General features: G+C 70.4%; 14 protein-coding genes. 6 read left to right on the forward strand and 8 right to left on the reverse strand.

Annotation, left to right across the window (positions count from 1 at the left end):
* Positions 1–107 precede the first annotated feature (107 nt).
* Together HKK74_RS19445 and HKK74_RS19450 are read right to left on the reverse strand one after the other, a co-directional pair.
* Positions 108–632 carry a GNAT family N-acetyltransferase gene (locus HKK74_RS19445; RefSeq protein WP_187244669.1) on the reverse strand — a complete coding sequence of 175 codons (525 nt, stop codon included), beginning with the start codon at positions 630–632 and terminating at the stop codon, positions 108–110.
* 12 nt (positions 633–644) lie between these two features.
* A complete protein-coding gene (locus tag HKK74_RS19450) occupies positions 645–1,895 on the reverse strand; it encodes a helix-turn-helix domain-containing protein (RefSeq protein WP_187244670.1) in 1,251 nt (416 codons plus the stop codon).
* Positions 1,896–2,151: 256 nt separating this feature from the next.
* Between HKK74_RS19450 and HKK74_RS19455 the strand changes: the two genes are divergently transcribed.
* Genes HKK74_RS19455 through HKK74_RS19465 form a run of 3 tightly spaced genes read left to right on the forward strand, consistent with a single transcriptional unit; the run spans position 2,152 to position 4,299 of the window.
* Entirely contained in the window at positions 2,152–2,586 is a 435-nt protein-coding gene (locus tag HKK74_RS19455) for a hypothetical protein (protein ID WP_187244671.1), read from the forward strand.
* Positions 2,583–3,668, forward strand: a complete 1,086-nt coding sequence (locus HKK74_RS19460; RefSeq protein WP_222722479.1) for a D-alanine--D-alanine ligase family protein — start codon at positions 2,583–2,585, stop codon at positions 3,666–3,668. Before HKK74_RS19455 ends, HKK74_RS19460 begins: the two co-directional genes overlap by 4 nt.
* 16 nt (positions 3,669–3,684) lie before the next feature.
* The gene (locus tag HKK74_RS19465; RefSeq protein ID WP_222722480.1) at positions 3,685–4,299 is read left to right on the forward strand and encodes a cysteine peptidase family C39 domain-containing protein; all 615 of its coding nucleotides are present in this window, start codon (positions 3,685–3,687) and stop codon (positions 4,297–4,299) included.
* Positions 4,300–4,425: 126 nt separating this feature from the next.
* On the opposite strand, the gene HKK74_RS19470 is transcribed toward HKK74_RS19465, so the two are convergent.
* Positions 4,426–5,619, reverse strand: coding sequence for an RtcB family protein (locus HKK74_RS19470; protein ID WP_187244672.1), 1,194 nt, complete (start codon positions 5,617–5,619; stop codon positions 4,426–4,428).
* A 201-nt stretch (positions 5,620–5,820) separates the two neighbouring features.
* Here HKK74_RS19470 and HKK74_RS19475 point away from each other — a divergent pair, with 201 nt between their 5' ends.
* A complete protein-coding gene (locus HKK74_RS19475; protein WP_187244673.1) occupies positions 5,821–7,296 on the forward strand; it encodes an MFS transporter in 1,476 nt (491 codons plus the stop codon).
* A 77-nt stretch (positions 7,297–7,373) separates the two neighbouring features.
* Positions 7,374–9,272 carry a propionyl-CoA synthetase gene (locus HKK74_RS19480; RefSeq protein ID WP_187244674.1) on the forward strand — a complete coding sequence of 633 codons (1,899 nt, stop codon included), beginning with the start codon at positions 7,374–7,376 and terminating at the stop codon, positions 9,270–9,272.
* Positions 9,273–9,296: 24 nt separating this feature from the next.
* Here HKK74_RS19480 and HKK74_RS19485 read toward each other — a convergent pair whose 3' ends face one another.
* The gene (locus HKK74_RS19485; protein WP_312881616.1) at positions 9,297–10,802 is read right to left on the reverse strand and encodes a peptide MFS transporter; all 1,506 of its coding nucleotides are present in this window, start codon (positions 10,800–10,802) and stop codon (positions 9,297–9,299) included.
* Positions 10,803–10,960: 158 nt separating this feature from the next.
* On the reverse strand, positions 10,961–11,665 hold the full coding sequence (gene yczE, locus HKK74_RS19490) for a membrane protein YczE (RefSeq protein WP_312881617.1): 705 nt from the start codon (positions 11,663–11,665) through the stop codon (positions 10,961–10,963).
* 158 nt (positions 11,666–11,823) lie between these two features.
* On the opposite strand from yczE, the gene yczR reads away from it, so the two are divergent.
* On the forward strand, positions 11,824–13,332 hold the full coding sequence (yczR, locus tag HKK74_RS19495) for a MocR-like transcription factor YczR (RefSeq protein WP_187244675.1): 1,509 nt from the start codon (positions 11,824–11,826) through the stop codon (positions 13,330–13,332).
* On the opposite strand, the gene HKK74_RS19500 is transcribed toward yczR, so the two are convergent.
* From HKK74_RS19500 to HKK74_RS19510, 3 genes are all read right to left on the reverse strand, one after another.
* The gene (locus HKK74_RS19500) at positions 13,323–13,760 is read right to left on the reverse strand and encodes a CBS domain-containing protein (protein WP_187244676.1); all 438 of its coding nucleotides are present in this window, start codon (positions 13,758–13,760) and stop codon (positions 13,323–13,325) included. The two genes, yczR and HKK74_RS19500, sit on opposite strands and share 10 nt — an antisense overlap.
* A gap of 177 nt (positions 13,761–13,937) precedes the next feature.
* On the reverse strand, positions 13,938–14,804 hold the full coding sequence (locus HKK74_RS19505) for a DUF1444 domain-containing protein (RefSeq protein WP_187244677.1): 867 nt from the start codon (positions 14,802–14,804) through the stop codon (positions 13,938–13,940).
* Positions 14,801–15,691: a S66 peptidase family protein gene (locus tag HKK74_RS19510; RefSeq protein WP_312881618.1), complete on the reverse strand. Its 891-nt coding sequence runs from the start codon at positions 15,689–15,691 to the stop codon at positions 14,801–14,803. The genes HKK74_RS19505 and HKK74_RS19510 overlap by 4 nt, the downstream gene beginning before the upstream one ends.
* Positions 15,692–16,154: the final 463 nt, after the last annotated feature.

The raw sequence follows: 16,154 nt of genomic DNA on the forward strand, positions 1-16,154 counted from the left end.
CGAGCTGACCGTATAGGAATGATCCCTCATAAGACCACCGGTTTTACCCCCGGCCGCCCCCGACGAAGACCGGCCGCAATGTGCCCTCGATGTGCCCTGAAGGAATGTCATTGCGACAGGGCAAGGACCAAGGCCTCTGCGTATGGCGGTTCGCTGGCGATCCGGCCGGCCGGCTGCCACCCCCAGCGCAGGTAATGGCTGTATGCGGAGGCCTCGGGCACGGCGGCGAGCGTGGCGTAAGGCTCGTCGCGGTCGCGGAGTAGCTCGTCGTAGAGGGTGCGTCCGATCCCATGGCCTCGGTAGGGGGCCAGTACGAGCAGCTCGATCACCGCGAACTTGGCCGCGTTCGAGATGCTGGGAGAGGGGACGGGCGCACACGCCCACCAGCCGCCCGGAGGCATGGTGAAGCCGAAGGCATAGCCGACGAGCGTCCGGCCGTCCCGAGCGGTGACCAATGTGAAGCCGGGTGATTTGGCCTGCTCGGTGGTGCGCAGTATGAATTGGTGGCGTCCATACTTGGGCGCGTTGTTATAGGGCGCTTCCGCGTACACCTGTTGGTGAATCTCAGTCAGTTCGTCGAGCTGCGCCAATGCGCCGTCACCATCTCTGCGAGCGAAGGCGATGTCCGACATGGCTACCTCCAACTAGGCGCTGCCGGGCGCGGACAAGGATAGAAGCTCGCGATACTCCACCACTGCCGGCCGCTCGGTCTCGGACTCCGGAACCAGAGCGAGGACATCGCGTGCGTTCTGCTCGACTCCCATGGTCCGGTGCCCAGCAGGGAGGGCTTCGACCACCCGGCCGGCGTGCTCGACACCGTCACCGATGTGGCCACCTCGGATGAGGGAGACAGCGCGGAGCAGGTTGATCTGCGCGGCTTGCCGGCACATCTGCGGCGGGTACAGCGCGAGCGCTGCTTCTTGAGCGTCGTCCGCAGCCGGGCTGCCGGTGTGCGCGTACACCCAGCTCTGGGTGTGCCGTAGCGCGGTCTCGGGCCAGATGCGAGCCGACAATCGATCGTGGGGAGAGCCACTCGGCTGCTTCTCCCAAACGGTCTCCATCGATCGCATGGTGGCCTCGGCCTCACGCGGCTGACCAAGCGCCGCCAATGCTTGGGCGCGAGCAGCCATCGCCTCCAGGACCGCCGGGCACCGCGAGTCCCCGGCGATCGAGATCGCTTCCTCCGCGCGGCTGATGACCACTTGGAGAGGGCGGCGTTCGTACAGACTGGACATCGCCTCATACCCGCGGACCCAGACCCTGAGGGTGAGGTCCTCAGACGCGTCAGCGGCGTGCCGGGCGATCTGCCACCAGTGCCTGGCCTCCCGCTTTTCGCGAAGGCAACCAAGTGTGAGCGCCATCAGCGCCGCCAGTTGCCCCGCCGGCCGGTACAACTCGCCGCTCGCGCGTTCATCGGAATTCCGGATCACCTGCTGGAGGGCAACGGCGTCCGCGGCGATGTCAGAAAGCAGCTCCGCCGCAGGGGTCGTGAGGAACGCGTGCCCGTGGTCGGCTGTGATCTCCTCCCAGTCCGCGATGACGTACCGGCGGTCGTCGGGCAGAACGGAGACGAAGGCGTGCCGGATCTGTTCGAGAGCGGTAGCCGAGGCTGAAGACGCCCCGAGAGCAGCGAGGCTCTGCAAGATCCGGCGGCGACTTTGATCCATCTGCACCTCATAGGAGCCGTCGGTCGACTGTTCTCCACGGAACTGACGGGCGCGCAGGTCGTCCAGCTCCGTCACGGCCGCGTATAGGGCGACCAGGTGACTGCCGGCCTCAAGGGCATCGTCGAGTCGGCTGATCGCATCGGCAGGGACCGACCGGACGCCGCGCTCCCATTTGGCCAATTGTGAGAAGTCCACGAACGCCTGAGCGGCGAGCTCACGTAGATCCATTCCCCGCACATCGCAGCGCCAATGCCGTAGGGCAGCGCCCAGTAAGTGCCGCGGAGACTCGTGCGGATCAACTGGCTGCGGAGCTCTTGGCATGCCACCTCCAGATTGTGGACGTTGTGGGCGTCTCAACTGCCCACGTCAAATCACTGTTCAGCGAGTTGTCCTCTTGGCTCAATGAAAGCGCCATACGCGCCCGTCGTACAAGCAAACGGCGTGACGAACAGAAGCCGAGATTCGACAAGGAGACCTGGTAACGGTGTACGCACAACGACGACCTTGGGAACCACCACGGCTCTACTCCTGGTCGATCGTCGGAGGAGCCGGAGTCGGCGCCTGCGGCGTGACCGATGACTACGAGGTCGCCCTGAACGAGGTCGTGGACGCGCTCGCGCGCATTCCGGCCGGACCGCGTGGTCTCGTGCACCGGGTCGCCCTGAGCTTCATCCGCACCGCGTACGTCTACGAGAGGCTGATCGCGCGCTGCCGGATCGACCCAGTGGGCGACCTCGCGTGGGATGACCTGCCCGCACCGTCTGCGTGGACCAGGCTGCGCCCGATGTTCACCGATCCCGGTCAGGTCCTCGGCGACGCCATCCCACCCGAGGCCATCACCACCGGGCTTCTCGACATTCAGGCCCACAAAGAGCGACTCGAGCGGTCCATCGCCTCCAGCACCAGGGACCGGCGGTGACCCGTCGGCATCTCGTGGGTCTTCAGACGTGGACGTGCCTGCGCGCGGCCGGACGTCCGCCCTACCGCCGGCACGAGCTGCCTGACACCGGACCCGAACTCGACAACCCCCTGAGGGAGGTATCCCGGATGAACAACCTTGGCTCTTGCCGGATCGGCGTCCTACACGGGGGCGACTCCCCCGAGCGGTCGGGGTCGCTGATCTCCGGTCGCGCAGCAGCGGACGCACTCACGTCACACGGCTACAGCGTGGAGCTGGTCGACACCTCTGTGGTCACGGTCGCGGAACTGGTCGGGCGGATCGACGTCGCGTTGATCGCGCTGCATGGTCCTGGCGGTGAGGATGGCAAGATGCAGGGCGCGCTGGACACAATCGGAATCCCTTACGCCGGGTCAGGGGTGCTGGCCAGCGCGACGGCCATGTACAAGCCCCGCTTCAAGAAGCTCGTCGAGATGGCGCGGCTCGACACTGCGGCGTACACCGCCGTGTGCGACTGCGCGACCCTTCGTGAGGCCGACCGCATCGTTGAGCGGCTCGGACTGCCCGTCGTGCTCAAGCCGACGTCCGGCGGCGGCAGCCTGGAGACGACGGTGATCCGCACGTGCGAGGACCTGTGCCACTGGCTCGAGGACCGCCCCGTCGAACTGTACGGCGAGTTCATGGCCGAGGAGTTCCTGCCCGGGGCCTCCATCACGGTCGGGCTCCTGGAGGTCGGCGGCGAGCTGAGGACGCTGCCGCCGCTGGAGACCGAGACCGACCGGGACTTCTACGACTACGTGGCCAAGCACGACCCTGCGCAGCGGCGCTACCACTGCCCGGCGCGGTTGCCGGCCAACGAACTGCTCCGGGCCCAGCAGCTCGCGATGCGCGTGCACCGCCTGGTCGGCGCGCACGGCGTGTCGCGGGTCGACTTCATCGCTACCCCGAACGGCAGGCTCAGCGTCCTGGAGATCAACACGCTGCCCGGCCTGTCACCGCAGGGGAACCTCGCCACGATGGCCGCGGCCGACGGAATCGAGTACGGGAAACTGATCGATCTCGTGACCGCCACCGCGTTCACCAAGCCCGCCTACCTGCCCTGATATAACCTGCCCCTTCGTGCAGACCACCCGTCACGCCGTGCCGTACTACAGCCAGTGGGAGTCCGCCGATCTCGTGGAGCAGATCGTGACGGGCTCCCTTCCGGCGTCCCAGGACCCGCGCTGGGCCGACTCCGGTGCGGCCACCGCGGCCGAGTACGAGTTCTGGTCATGGCGGATCTGCGGCATGGCATGCCTGCGGATGATCCTCGCTCACCGGGGCGACCCGGTGCCGCCGAGCGTCCCGCTCGCCGAGGAGTGCACGCTCGCCGGCGGATACATCCGGCACCCCGACCGCGTCGACGGGCTGATCTACGCACCGTTCGCAAGCTGGATCACCGACCGGTGTGGCATCAAGGCCACCGTTCGCGGGCAATTGCCGCACGCCGACATCGCCGAGACGGTCCACGCCGGAGGCCTCGCGATCATCTCGGTGCACCCGTGGATCCGCTGGCCCGAACGAACACCGCCCAAGCGCGGCGGGCACCTCGTACTCGTCACCGGCACCGGCCCGCAGCACCTCCTGGTACACAACCCGTCCGGCCTGCCCGGCCGAAGCCAGGAGCACGCGCGCGTAGACCTGGGCACGTTCGACCGGTTCTACGCCGGCCGCGGCGTACTGATCCACCTGTAGGCGCCGAGCAGCGGACACGACGAGCGGCCCCGCCCCCCGAGGGGAGCGAGGCCGTCTCTTCATCGCCGCCCCGCACGTGCCCTCACAGGAGTGAAGACGCACAGCACCGGAGGTCGGCGCGGGCGTTCAGCCCTTCACGCAGATCAGCTGGCGCAGGTGCGCGACGACCTCGACCAGATCCGACTGCGCCTCCATCACCGACTCGAGGTCCTTGTAGGCCCCCGGGATCTCGTCGATGACGCCCGCGTCCTTGCGGCACTCGACGCCCCGCGTCTGTGCCACGAGGTCGTCCACGGTGAAGGTGCGCTTGGCCTGGTTGCGGCTCATCCGCCGGCCGGCCCCGTGCGATGCCGAGTTGTAGGCGTCAGTGTTGCCGAGCCCCCGGACGATGTAGGTACCGGTGGCCATCGAGCCCGGGATGATGCCGAGGTCGCCCTCGCCCGCCCGGATCGCGCCCTTGCGGGTGACCAGCAGCTCGACGTCGTCGTACACCTCTTCGGCCACGTAGTTGTGATGGCACGAGATCAGCTCGTCCCACTTCACGCGGCGGCCGGTGAAGTAGCGCGTCACGACGTTCTGGACGAGCGCGAGCATGACCGCGCGGTTGCGGCGCGCGTACTCCTGCGCCCAGAACAGATCGCGGCGGTACGCCGCCATCTTGGGCGTCCCGGCGACGAAGACGGCGAGGTCCCGGTCCGGCAGGTCCTGGTTGTGCGGCAGCCGCTGCGCGATCTCGACGTGGTGCTCGGCCAGCTCCTTGCCGATGTTGCGCGAGCCGGAGTGCAGCACGATCCACACCGCGCCGTCGACGTCCGCGCAGACCTCGAGGAAGTGGTTGCCCGAACCGAGCGAGCCCATCTGCGAGCGCGCCCGGCCGAGGCGCCCGCGCACGGCAGGGGTCAGTTCCTCGAAGCCCTGCCAGAAGTCGTACCAGCCGCGCTCCTTGAGTCCGTGCACCGCCGACGGGTCGACGGGGTCCTTGTGCGAGCCACGGCCGACCGGCACCGCCTTCTCGATCTTGGCGCGCAGGCGGCCGAGGTCGTCCGGCATGTCCTCGACGGTCAGGCTCGACTTCACCGCGGTCATCCCGCAGCCGATGTCGACGCCGACCGCGGCGGGCGACACGGCGTCGCGCATGGCGATCACAGAGCCGACCGTCGCGCCCTTGCCGTAGTGCACGTCGGGCATCACCGCGAGGCCCTGCACCCAGGGCAGGCCCGAGACGTTGCGCAGCTGGTTCAGCGCGCCCGCCTCTACCGTCGCCGGGTCGGCCCACATGCGGATCGGGGCCCGCGCGCCCTCCAGCGTCTGGTACGGCATCACCTGCTCCTCTCCATCGGTGTGAGCTCCAAACCGTGATCTATGACGCCAGACAGACCTCTTTTGTTTCAACTGATTTATCAGGACCAATAACCAGTTGATTGCCTAAGACAACTAACTTGTATGCTCGCCCAGGCGCACCATCGGCCCAGCACAGCGCAGCACAGCACCGGCATCAGAGAACGACGAGAGGCCCCCTTCATGCCAGAGAGCGCCGTCAATACTGTTCCCGACGAGGTGGGGGAACCGGCGCCGTCGATCCGGCCGTCCCACATCAGGCTCACGTTGCTGGCCCTCGCGGTGGCCGGGATGGTGGTCTCGGTGCAGCAGACGCTCGTGATCCCGCTCCTGCCCCGCCTCATGGCCTCCTTCGACGTATCGGTCACCTCGGTGACCTGGGTGTTCACGGCCTCACTGCTCGCCGGCGCGGTGGCGACGCCACTGCTGTCGCGCTTCGGTGACATGTACGGCAAGAAGCGGATGATCCTCACCGCGATGGGACTGCTGCTCGCCGGATCGATCATCTGCGCCGTCGCCGACTCGCTCAGCGTGCTGATCGCCGGCCGCGCCCTTCAGGGCACCTCGTCGGCGATGATCCCGCTCGCCATCGGCATGATCCGCGACACCTTCCCCCGTGAGAAGGTCACGACCGCCATCGGAGTGGTGAGCGCCACCATGGGCGTCGGCGGCACGCTCGGCATGATCGTCACCGGGCTCATCGCGGACCGCACGCAGAGCCACCACCCCGTGTTCTGGATCGCCGCCTCGCTCGCCGCCATCGGGCTGGTCCTGGTCGGCAAGACCGCCCGCGACGTCGGCGGACGCTCGGGCGGGCGCCCCGACCTGCTCGGCGCGCTGGCGCTCGCCGGCTGGCTGGTCTGCCTGCTCCTCGCCATCAGCGAGGGCAACGGCTGGGGATGGACGTCCGGCGCCACTCTCGGGCTGTTCGCGGCCGCCGCGATCCTGTGCGCGGCGTGGGTGGTCATCGAGCTGAACGTGCGGTACCCGCTCGTGCGGCTGGAACTGCTCGTCGGCGCGAAGTCGCTGTCGGCGAACGTCATCTCGATGCTGCTGGGCTTCTCCATGTTCGCCGCGTTCACGCTGATCTCGACCTTCGTCCAGACGCCTCCGGAGGTCGGCTACGGCCTCGGCGGCTCCGTTCTCGACGTCGGCCTGTACACGCTCCCGAGTACTGTCACGATGCTCGCCTGCTCGTTCTTCGCCGGCCGGATCGCCGCCGCCATCGGCGCCGCCTTCACGCTCGCGATCGGCTCACTGTTCGCCGGGATCAGTTACCTGTGGCTCGCGGTGTCCAACGAGCACGTGTTCGATGTCCTGGCCTTCGGCGCGATCCAGGGCGTCGGTTTCGGCATCGCCTACGCCGCGCTCGGCACGCTCGCCGTACAGCACGTCCCCATGGACCAGAGCGGCATCGCGAGCGGCATCAACTCGCTCGTCCGCACGACCGGCGGAAGCGTCGCCGGGGCGGTCACCGCCGCCGTGCTGACCGGCAGCACGATCGCCCACACCTCGACCCCCTCGCTGCACGCCTACGTCGTCTGCTTCGTCGTGGTGTCCCTCGGCGCCCTGGTGGCCGCGGTGGTCGCCGCGGTACACGGCGTCCGGCACCGCGACCGGCCGCTGACGCGGCCGGGCGACGCGCGGGCGACCGCCTGACGGTCCTTGACGAATCGGCCGAAAGATCGCCCCATAGGAGGGCGACCTGTTTCCGGGGTCGCCATCGAGGAGGGCAGATGGGCGCGTACACGGCCGCGTACGAACGGAGCATCAGCGATCCCACCCGGTTCTGGGGGGTGGCAGCCCGTGACATCCGCTGGCGCACGCCCCCGGACCGGGTGCTCGACGACGGAGCACCGCCCTTCTACCGCTGGTTCACCGGCGGTGAGCTGAACACCTGCGAGAACGCCCTGGACCGCCACGTCGAGGACGGTCACGGCGGCCGGCTCGCGTTGATCTACGACAGCCCGGTGACCGGCACGCGGCGCTCCTACACCTACCGCGAGCTCACCGGCGAGGTGGCGCTGTTCGCGGGCGCGCTGCGCGCCCTCGGCGTCGACCGCGGCGACCGGGTGGTCCTCTACCTGCCGATGGTGCCGCAGGCGGTCATCGCCATGCTGGCGTGCGCGCGGCTCGGTGCCGTGCACTCGACCGTGTTCGGCGGCTTCGCGCCGAAGGAGCTGGCGGTACGGATCGACGACGCGCGCCCGAAGGTCGTCGTCTCGGCGTCCTGCGGCATCGAGGGATCGCGGGTCGTCCCGTACAAGCCGATGCTCGACGCGGCGCTGGAGCTGTCCGCGCACCAGGTCAACCACTGCGTGATCCTCCAGCGGCCCGAGGCGCCCGCGCCGGGCGGCCACGCGGAGCTGACCCGCCCGCGCGACCTCGACTGGGACGAGGCGGTCACGGGCGCCGCGCCGGCGGAATGCGTTCCGGTGGCGGCCACCGATCCGCTGTACATCCTCTACACGTCCGGCACCACCGGCCGTCCGAAGGGCGTCGTCCGCGACAACGGCGGCCACGCGGTCGCCCTGCGCTGGTCCATGGAGAACGTCTACGGTGTCGGGCCCGGCGACGTCTTCTGGGCCGCGTCCGATGTCGGCTGGGTCGTCGGGCACTCCTACATCGTGTACGCGCCGCTGCTCACCGGCTGCACGACCGTGTTGTACGAGGGCAAGCCGGTCGGCACGCCGGACGCCGGCGCCTTCTGGCGGGTCGCCTCCGAGCACGGGGTCAAGGCGATGTTCACCGCGCCCACCGCCATCCGGGCCGTCAAGAAGGAGGACCCGCAGGCCGAGCTCCTCGGGGCCTACGACCTCTCGGCGCTGGAGACGCTGTTCCTCGCCGGGGAGCGGCTCGATCCCGACACCTACCAGTGGGCGTCGCGGGCACTCGACCGGCCGGTCATCGACCATTGGTGGCAGACCGAGACGGGCTGGCCGATCGTCGCGAACCCGCGCGGGCTCGAGCCCATGGCGGTGAAGCCGGGTTCCCCGAGCGTGCCGGTGCCCGGTTACGACGTACGGGTGCTCGCGCCGGACGGGCGCGAGGCCGAGCCCGGCGCGGACGGCGACATCGTGATCCGCCTGCCCCTTCCACCGGGCACGCTGCCCACGCTGTGGCAGGACGACGAGCGGTTCGTCCAGTCGTACCTGACCCGGTATCCCGGCCACTACCTCACCGGAGACGGCGGGCGGATCGACGAGGACGGCTACGTGTGGGTCATGGGCCGCACCGACGATGTGATCAACGTGGCCGGGCACCGGCTCTCCACCGGGGTGATGGAGGAGGTGATCGCCGCTCACCCCGCGGTCGCCGAGTGCGCCGTCATCGGCGTGGGCGACGAGCTGAAGGGCCAGGTGCCGCGAGGGTTCGTCGTGCTCAAGAGCGACGCCGCGATCGATGCGGCACAGCTGCGCTCGGAGCTCGTCGGCGCGGTGCGGCGCCAGGTCGGCCCGGTCGCGTCGTTCAAGGAGGTCGCGATCGTACCGGCGCTGCCGAAGACGCGCTCGGGCAAGATCCTGCGTGGCACCATGCGCGGCCTGGCCGACGGCCGGGAGGTCCCGGTGCCCTCGACCATCGAGGACGCCTCGGTGCTGGACGCGCTGCGGCCGATCCTGCGGCCGACGACGTGACCGTCCACCGGCCGTGCCGGTCGGTCACCCGGAGGCGGCCATCACCGGTTCCGGCCGCTCGGACATCAGCCGCCGCAGCGGCCTGGTGAACATCGCGAGCACCATCGCGGCGGCGATCGCGAGCAGGCCGAGGCACATGAAGTACAGGGGCTGCGAGAGCACGGTGCCGGAGAGCCGGGTCACCTGGCCGCCGACCGCGTCGCCGACCGCGGTCGCCAGGAACCACAGGCCCATCATCTGGCCGGCGAAGGCGGCCGGCGCCAGCTTGACCGTCACCGACAGGCCGACCGGGTACAGGGACAGCTCGCCGACCGTCTGGATGACGTAGGTGCCGAGCAGCCACAGGGCCGACACCCGGGTGCCGTCCGACGCGGCGGTGGCCGCGGCCGCCATGAGCAGGAAGGACGCGCCGGCGAGCGCCAGGCCGATCGCGAACTTCACGGCGGTGCTCACCCGGTCGCCGAGCCGTATCCACAGCCCGGCGAGGACCGGGGCCAGGAGCAGGACCATGATCGGGTTGGCCGACTGCAGCCAGCTCGACGGCATGTTCCAACCGCCGAAGGACAGGTCGGTCTTGTCGTGGGCGAACGCCGTCAGCTCCGTCGCGGCCTGGTCATAGATCATCTGGAAGATCGCGGCGGCGACGAACAGCCAGGCGTAGGCCTTGAGCCGGACCCGCTCCTCTGGAGTGATCCCGTGGCTCCCGTAGAACATGAACGCGAAGTATCCGGCCGCGACGAGGATAGTGATGACGGTGAGCGCCCAGGTCACGCCGTCGAGCGTGAACGCCCCGGTGACGGCGGCGAGGGCGACCACGACCACCACCACCGCGACGCCCCGCACGGCGTACCGTGTGAAGCGCCGGCGCTCCTCGGGGGTCAGCCGGTGCGGCGGCGCATCGTCGCCGGGCGGCCGCCGGCCGAACGCGTACTGTGCCAGGCCGAACGCCATGCCCACGGCCGCGGCGCCGAAGCCCACATGCCAGCCGACCTTCTGGCCGAGCGTGCCGGCGATCGCCGGGCCGAGCAGCGCGCCGATGTTGACGCCCATGTAGAACAGCGAGAACCCGGCGTCACGGCGCGCGTCCTCGTCGCCCTTGTAGAGATGCCCGACGATCGCGGTGACGTTGGGCTTGAGCAGGCCGGTGCCCACGACGATCAGGGCGAGGCCGGCGAAGGCGAAGCCGGCACCGGCCGGGACGGCCAGCGAGATGTGCCCCAGCATGATGATGACCCCGCCGAGCAGGACGCACCGGCGGGTGCCGAGGATGCGGTCGGAGATCCACCCGCCCGGGAGCGCGACGAGATAGACCGACGCCATGTAGACGCCGACGAGGGCCTTCGCCGTCCCCCCGTTCAGCCCGAGGCCGCCCTCCAGGACCGAGGCGGACAGGAAGAGCACGAGGATCGCACGCATGCCGTAGTAGCTGAACCGCTCCCACATCTCCGTCATGAAGAGCGTGGCGAGCGCGCGCGGGTGGCCGAAGAACGTGCGGTCCGGCGGCCGCCCGGCGACGGAGCTCGTGGTCACGGACGAGTCCTCTCACAAGCGGGCAAGGGGGCGCGAGCGCCTGGATCCCACCGGACTCGCCGGATCGTCCGCACTCGCCGACCGGTTCCGGATGGCCCGGAACCCTAAAGTACGGTTGACCATATCCGGCAGCTATTCAACAGTGTGTAATGAACCGGTCAACGTTCGGTAATGAGCACCGGATCATGCGGTGCCAGATCATGCGGTGCCAGATCATGCGGTGCCGGATCATGCGAGGACGGCTCCGCCCGCGGGCCCTCGGGCCGCTCCCCGGCCGCCGGCCGGGGCTTGATCGCCAACGCCGGGACGAACACGTGCGCGAGAGGACCGATGGCCACCGCGTACACAAGGGTACCGAGGCCCACGGTGCCGCCCAGCAGCCAGCCTGCCGCGAGCACGGTCAGCTCGATGCCGGTGCGCACCTTGCGGATGGAATGCCCGCGCCGGGCGAGACCGGTCATGAGGCCGTCACGCGGCCCAGGTCCCAAGCCGGCACCGATGTAGCAGCCGGTGGCGAATCCGCCGATGAGAACGGCCGCGACGAGATAGGCCCACCGTGGCGCGAGGCCGTCCGGACGCGGCAGCACGTGCAGGAAGAGATCGGCGAACACGCCCACGAGAAGCGCGTTGCTCACGGTGCCGATCCCCGGCCGCTGCCGGAGCGGGATCCAGAGCAGCAGCACCAGCAGGCCCACGATGTTGATCCAGGCGCCTATCGACAGGCCCAGGCGCAGCGACAGCCCTTGGTGGAGGACGTCCCACGGGTCGTTGCCGAGGGTCGAGGCCACCTGAAGCGCGATGCCCAGCCCGTACAGGGCCAGTCCCACGTAAAGCTGCACCAGACGACGTATCAACAAGGCCACTATCTTGATCCACTTCCCTGAAAGAGCACAATTGGCACTAGTAAGCCATACAGTGGCGTGGTACTAAATAGCCAATCAACGAAAGTGGACTGGACAATCGACGCGATCTGGACGATCTACGCGATCCACGTGATCCGAGCACGAGAGGAGCGGGCCACATGACCCGTCGGTATGCGGAGCGGGCGGCGGGCCCGTCCGGCCCGGCCACGACCGCACGGCACGTGAGCGGCGCGCAGCTCGCCCGGCTGCTGACCGACGTCCCGGCGGAACGTCCCTACTACGCCGCGCTCGCCCGAGCGGTCCGCGGCCTCGTGCTGGACGGCCGGCTGTCCCCGCGGGTCCGCCTGCCCGCCGAGCGGGACCTCGCCACCGCGCTCGGCGTCAGCAGGACCACGGTCACCGCGGCCTACGACGCCCTGCGCGCGGAGGGCTTCCTGGAGAGCCGGCAGGGCGCCGGGAGCTGGACCGTGCTGCCCGCGGGCGGTCTGCCGCCGCCCGGTACGCCGCTCATCGGTTCCTTCGGCGCCGCACACGCCTGGCCCCAGCCGGACGCCATCGACCTCGGGTGCGCGGCCCCCGGGGCGCCCGCCGTCTTCGGCGCGGCGGTCACCGCGGCGGTCGCCGAGCTCCCGCGCTACGTCGCCGGGCCCGGATACGAGGTGGCCGGGCTGATGCCCCTCCGGGAGACGATCGCCGAGTACTACGCCGACCGGGGCCTGCCGACCCGGCCGGACCAGATCGTGGTCACCTCGGGAGCACAGCAGGGCCTCGCGCTGCTGCTCCAGACGCTCGTCGAGGCCGGCGACGCCGTGCTCGTCGAGCGGCCCACCTATCCGCATGCGCTCGACGCGATCCGCCGCCGCGGGGCCCGGCTCGTCCCCGTCGGCGTCAACGAGGGCTGGGACGTCGAGCTGATCGCCAGCAGTCTCCGCCAGGCCGCCGTGCGGCTGGCCTACACCATCCCGGACTTCCAGAACCCGACCGGCCGGCTCATGGGCGACGCCGAGCGCACGGCCCTGGTCGCCGCCGCCCGGCGGGCCGACACCTTCCTCGTCACCGACGAGACCTTCAGCGAAGTCGCTCTCGACGGCCGTCCGCACACTCAGGGCATCCTGCCGCTCGCCGCCTATGACAGCGGCGGCCGGGTGATCAGCATCGGCTCGGCGGCCAAGCTGATGTGGGGCGGTCTGCGCATCGGGTGGGTCAGGACGACCGTGCCTCTGGCGCGCAAGCTCGTACTGGCCCGGGCCTCGGTCGACATCGCGAGCCCGGTGCTCGACCAGCTGATCGTCCGGGAGCTGCTCCTGCACGCCGACGAGGTGCGCGCCGAACGAGCCCGCGACCTCGGTGAGCGCAGGGACGCCCTCGCGGGCGCGCTGGCCGAGCTCATGCCCGACTGGGAGTTCACCCTCCCGGCGGGCGGGATGTCGCTGTGGGTACGGCTTCCCGCGCCGATCGCCACGTCACTCGCCGAGGCGGCGGCGCGGCAGGGCGTGCGCATCGTTCCCGGCCCGGCCTTCGGCGTCGACGGCGTGCTCGAGGACTACGTGCGGCTACCGTACGTCCTGCCGCCGGCCGTGCTACGCGAAGCCGTCGAGCGGCTCGCGGTGGCCTACCGCGCGGTCGAGGCCGCGCCGCCGCCGCGCCCGCTGCCGGCCTACGTCTGAGCGGTCTGGATGTAACCGACCAGATGCTGGCGCTCGGTCTCGAGCTCCTCGATGGCGCTCTTGACCACGTCGCCGATGCTGACGATGCCGCTCAGCACGCCGTCCTCGACCACGGGCAGGTGCCGGATGCGGTGCTCGGTCATGATGGCACGCAGCCCGTCGACCTTGTCGTCGGGCCCGCAGGTGCGGACGTCGCCGGTCATGATCTCTGAGACCGGCACGTCCAGCAGGGCCGCGCCCCGCACCGACATGCGCCGCACGACATCGCGCTCGGAGACGATCCCGATGATTGTCCGGCCGTCCGTCGAGACCACGACCGCGCCGATATTGTGCTCGGCGAGCATTGCCAGCAGTTCCCGCACCGTGGCGTCCGGCCGGACGGTCGCCACCGCGGTTCCCTTGTTCCGCAGAATGTCGCGTATTCGCATGGACCACGCTCCAGGGGGCCTAGGCACTGGCTTCCTCTCGCAAAGCTCGCACGCCCGGACGCTCCGCGGAAGGGGGACGGTCAAGGCTTTGCCATCCGTGCGGTGGGGAGGTCCACCACCAGGAAGGCTCCCGGCACGGCGCGGACCGGCGCCCGGCCGAGGCGCACCGGCTACGGATCAGGGTTCGGCGGTCAGCGTGGACAGCACGGAGAGGAACTCCGCGGGAAGGACCAGCGACTCGCCGTCATAGCGGGTCTCCAGGAGTGTGAGCGTGCCCGCTCGCCGCCAGAACAGGTGCGGGCTGAGCGACCCCGGCCCCTCCTCGTAGGCCTGGTATGCCTGAGCCTGCAGCTCGGTCGCGGCGGTCACCACCGAGCCGTAGCCACGGCCGGCGCCCACATGGATCGGATGGGCGACGATCAGGCTCCGGTTCGGCGCGACCACGAGCGCGCCGTACGGGCCGATGTCGACGTACTCCTCCAGCCAGGCCAGGTGCGTCGCGGCATAGAAGGTCCAGCCCTGCAGGACCGTCACCCGTGCGGCGCCGAGCTCCTGCTCCTCGACCTGCAGCGATCCGTCCGCCCGGACGTTGGACCGGCCGAGCATGAACAGCGCATCGCCCGACACCGGCCAGCCGTCCATCTCGTCGATGGTCACCGTGCGCACCGTGGTCGGGGTGTCGACCACCACGGCCTCGATGAGCCCCGGGGCGAACGCCCTGGCGGCCAGGATGCCGTTGTCGGCCTCGGCCGGATAGATCCGGGTCCGCAGCAGATGCTGGGCCAGCTCGAAGTCGCTGAGGTCCAGCGGCTCCTCGATGGCGGTCACGATCGTGGAGACGTGATCGGCCACCAGCGCGGGCCAGTCGTCACGGGGCACCAGCCGCGCGAGCTGACGCAGGTTGCGCATGCTGACATGCAGCCGGTTGGCGCCCTCGAGCAGCATGACGTCGCCGGGCACCCGGCGGCAGTTGTACCCGAGGTTCTCGGCCACGAGCACCACGAAGGAGTCGAGCGCGGTGTCGTCGTACTCGCGGCGGATCATCGGTCACCGCCGGGGGTGAGGACGCCGCCGTCGGCGTCGAGGTCGACCATGCCGCCGAGCTCGACGGTCAGCTGAGTGGGACCGTGCCCGACGGGGAGCCCCGCGAGCACCGGTACGCCGATCCGGCCGAGCCGGGACGCGAGGACGCCGTCGAGTTCGGCCGGGTCGCCGCAGCCGGTCCAGGTGCCGAGCGCGATCCCGGCGACGTCGTCGAACCATCCCGCCTGCAGCAGCTGGGTGAGCATCCGGTCGACACGGTACGGCGCCTCGGCCACGTCCTCGAGGAACGCGATGGCCCCGGCCGCGGGGGGCGGCGCGTGCGGCGTGCCGAGCAGCGCAGTGAGCAGGGACAGATTTCCACCGGTGAGGACGCCCCGCGCCCGCCCCCGGGCGATCGCGTGCGTGCCGCGCACGGGTGCGCCGCCTCCCGACAGCGCGGCTTTCAGATGGACCATCGAACGCGTCTCTCCCCCGGCGACCAGGCCGGCCACCATGGGGCCGAACGAGGTCGTGATGCCGAGCCGCCGGCCGAAGGCCACGTGCAGGGCGGTGATGTCGCTGGAGCCGTGCAGGATCTTCGGATCGGCGGCGGCGAGCGCCGTCCAGTCGAGCCGCCCGAGGATCCGGGTCGCGCCGTAGCCGCCGCGGGCGCACAGCACCGCGCGCACGTCGGGGTCGCACCACGCGTCGCACAGGTCGGCGGCCCGGTCCGCGTCCGATCCCGCCAGCCGTTGCCATGCGGGCGGGCCGTCGGCCGAGCCGGCAAGGGTCACGCGGTCGAGGGAGCGCTTGCCGACGGCGACCTCGAAACCGAGCCCGCGTAGCCGGTCGCAGCCGGCCTCGAGGCGCAACTGGTCGACCGGTCCGCTGGGGGCCACGATCGCCACCCGGTCACCTGGCCGCAGCCGCCGCGGACGCACCCGGGGACATCCGGATTCCTCCCCAGCGCCATCCCGAGCGCCGCCGCTCATCGACTCCTCCTTGCTCCGCGACGGATAGAGCCTCTCAGGAGAAGCCTCTGTACGGAAGACCCCGCCCTCCGACCACGGCGCCGAGGGGTTCCCGGCTCCGGTGATCCCCATCGTAGAGGGTCGCCGCGCTTCGCTGATCACCAGCCGGGGTCCCGTCGTCACCGGGCGGCCCGCCGCCGCGGCCCCTCGCCGCCCGGCCTCCCCGCGGCCGCCATCGGGCGGAGCCCGGCGGGGCGATCGGCCACGGCCCGCATCGGCTCCGTGACCGGCGGCGTCTGCGCGCCACGGTGATCGATCACATCGACCGCGAGAACGGCTCAGGAGCCCGCTGAGCGGCGCCGGAGCCCGGTCTGGAAACACGCCTCGGGTACGGCCGTCA

Origin of the sequence: Actinomadura alba (assembly GCF_014323705.1) — a bacterium.
Lineage (GTDB): Bacteria > Actinomycetota > Actinomycetes > Streptosporangiales > Streptosporangiaceae > Actinomadura_C > Actinomadura_C alba.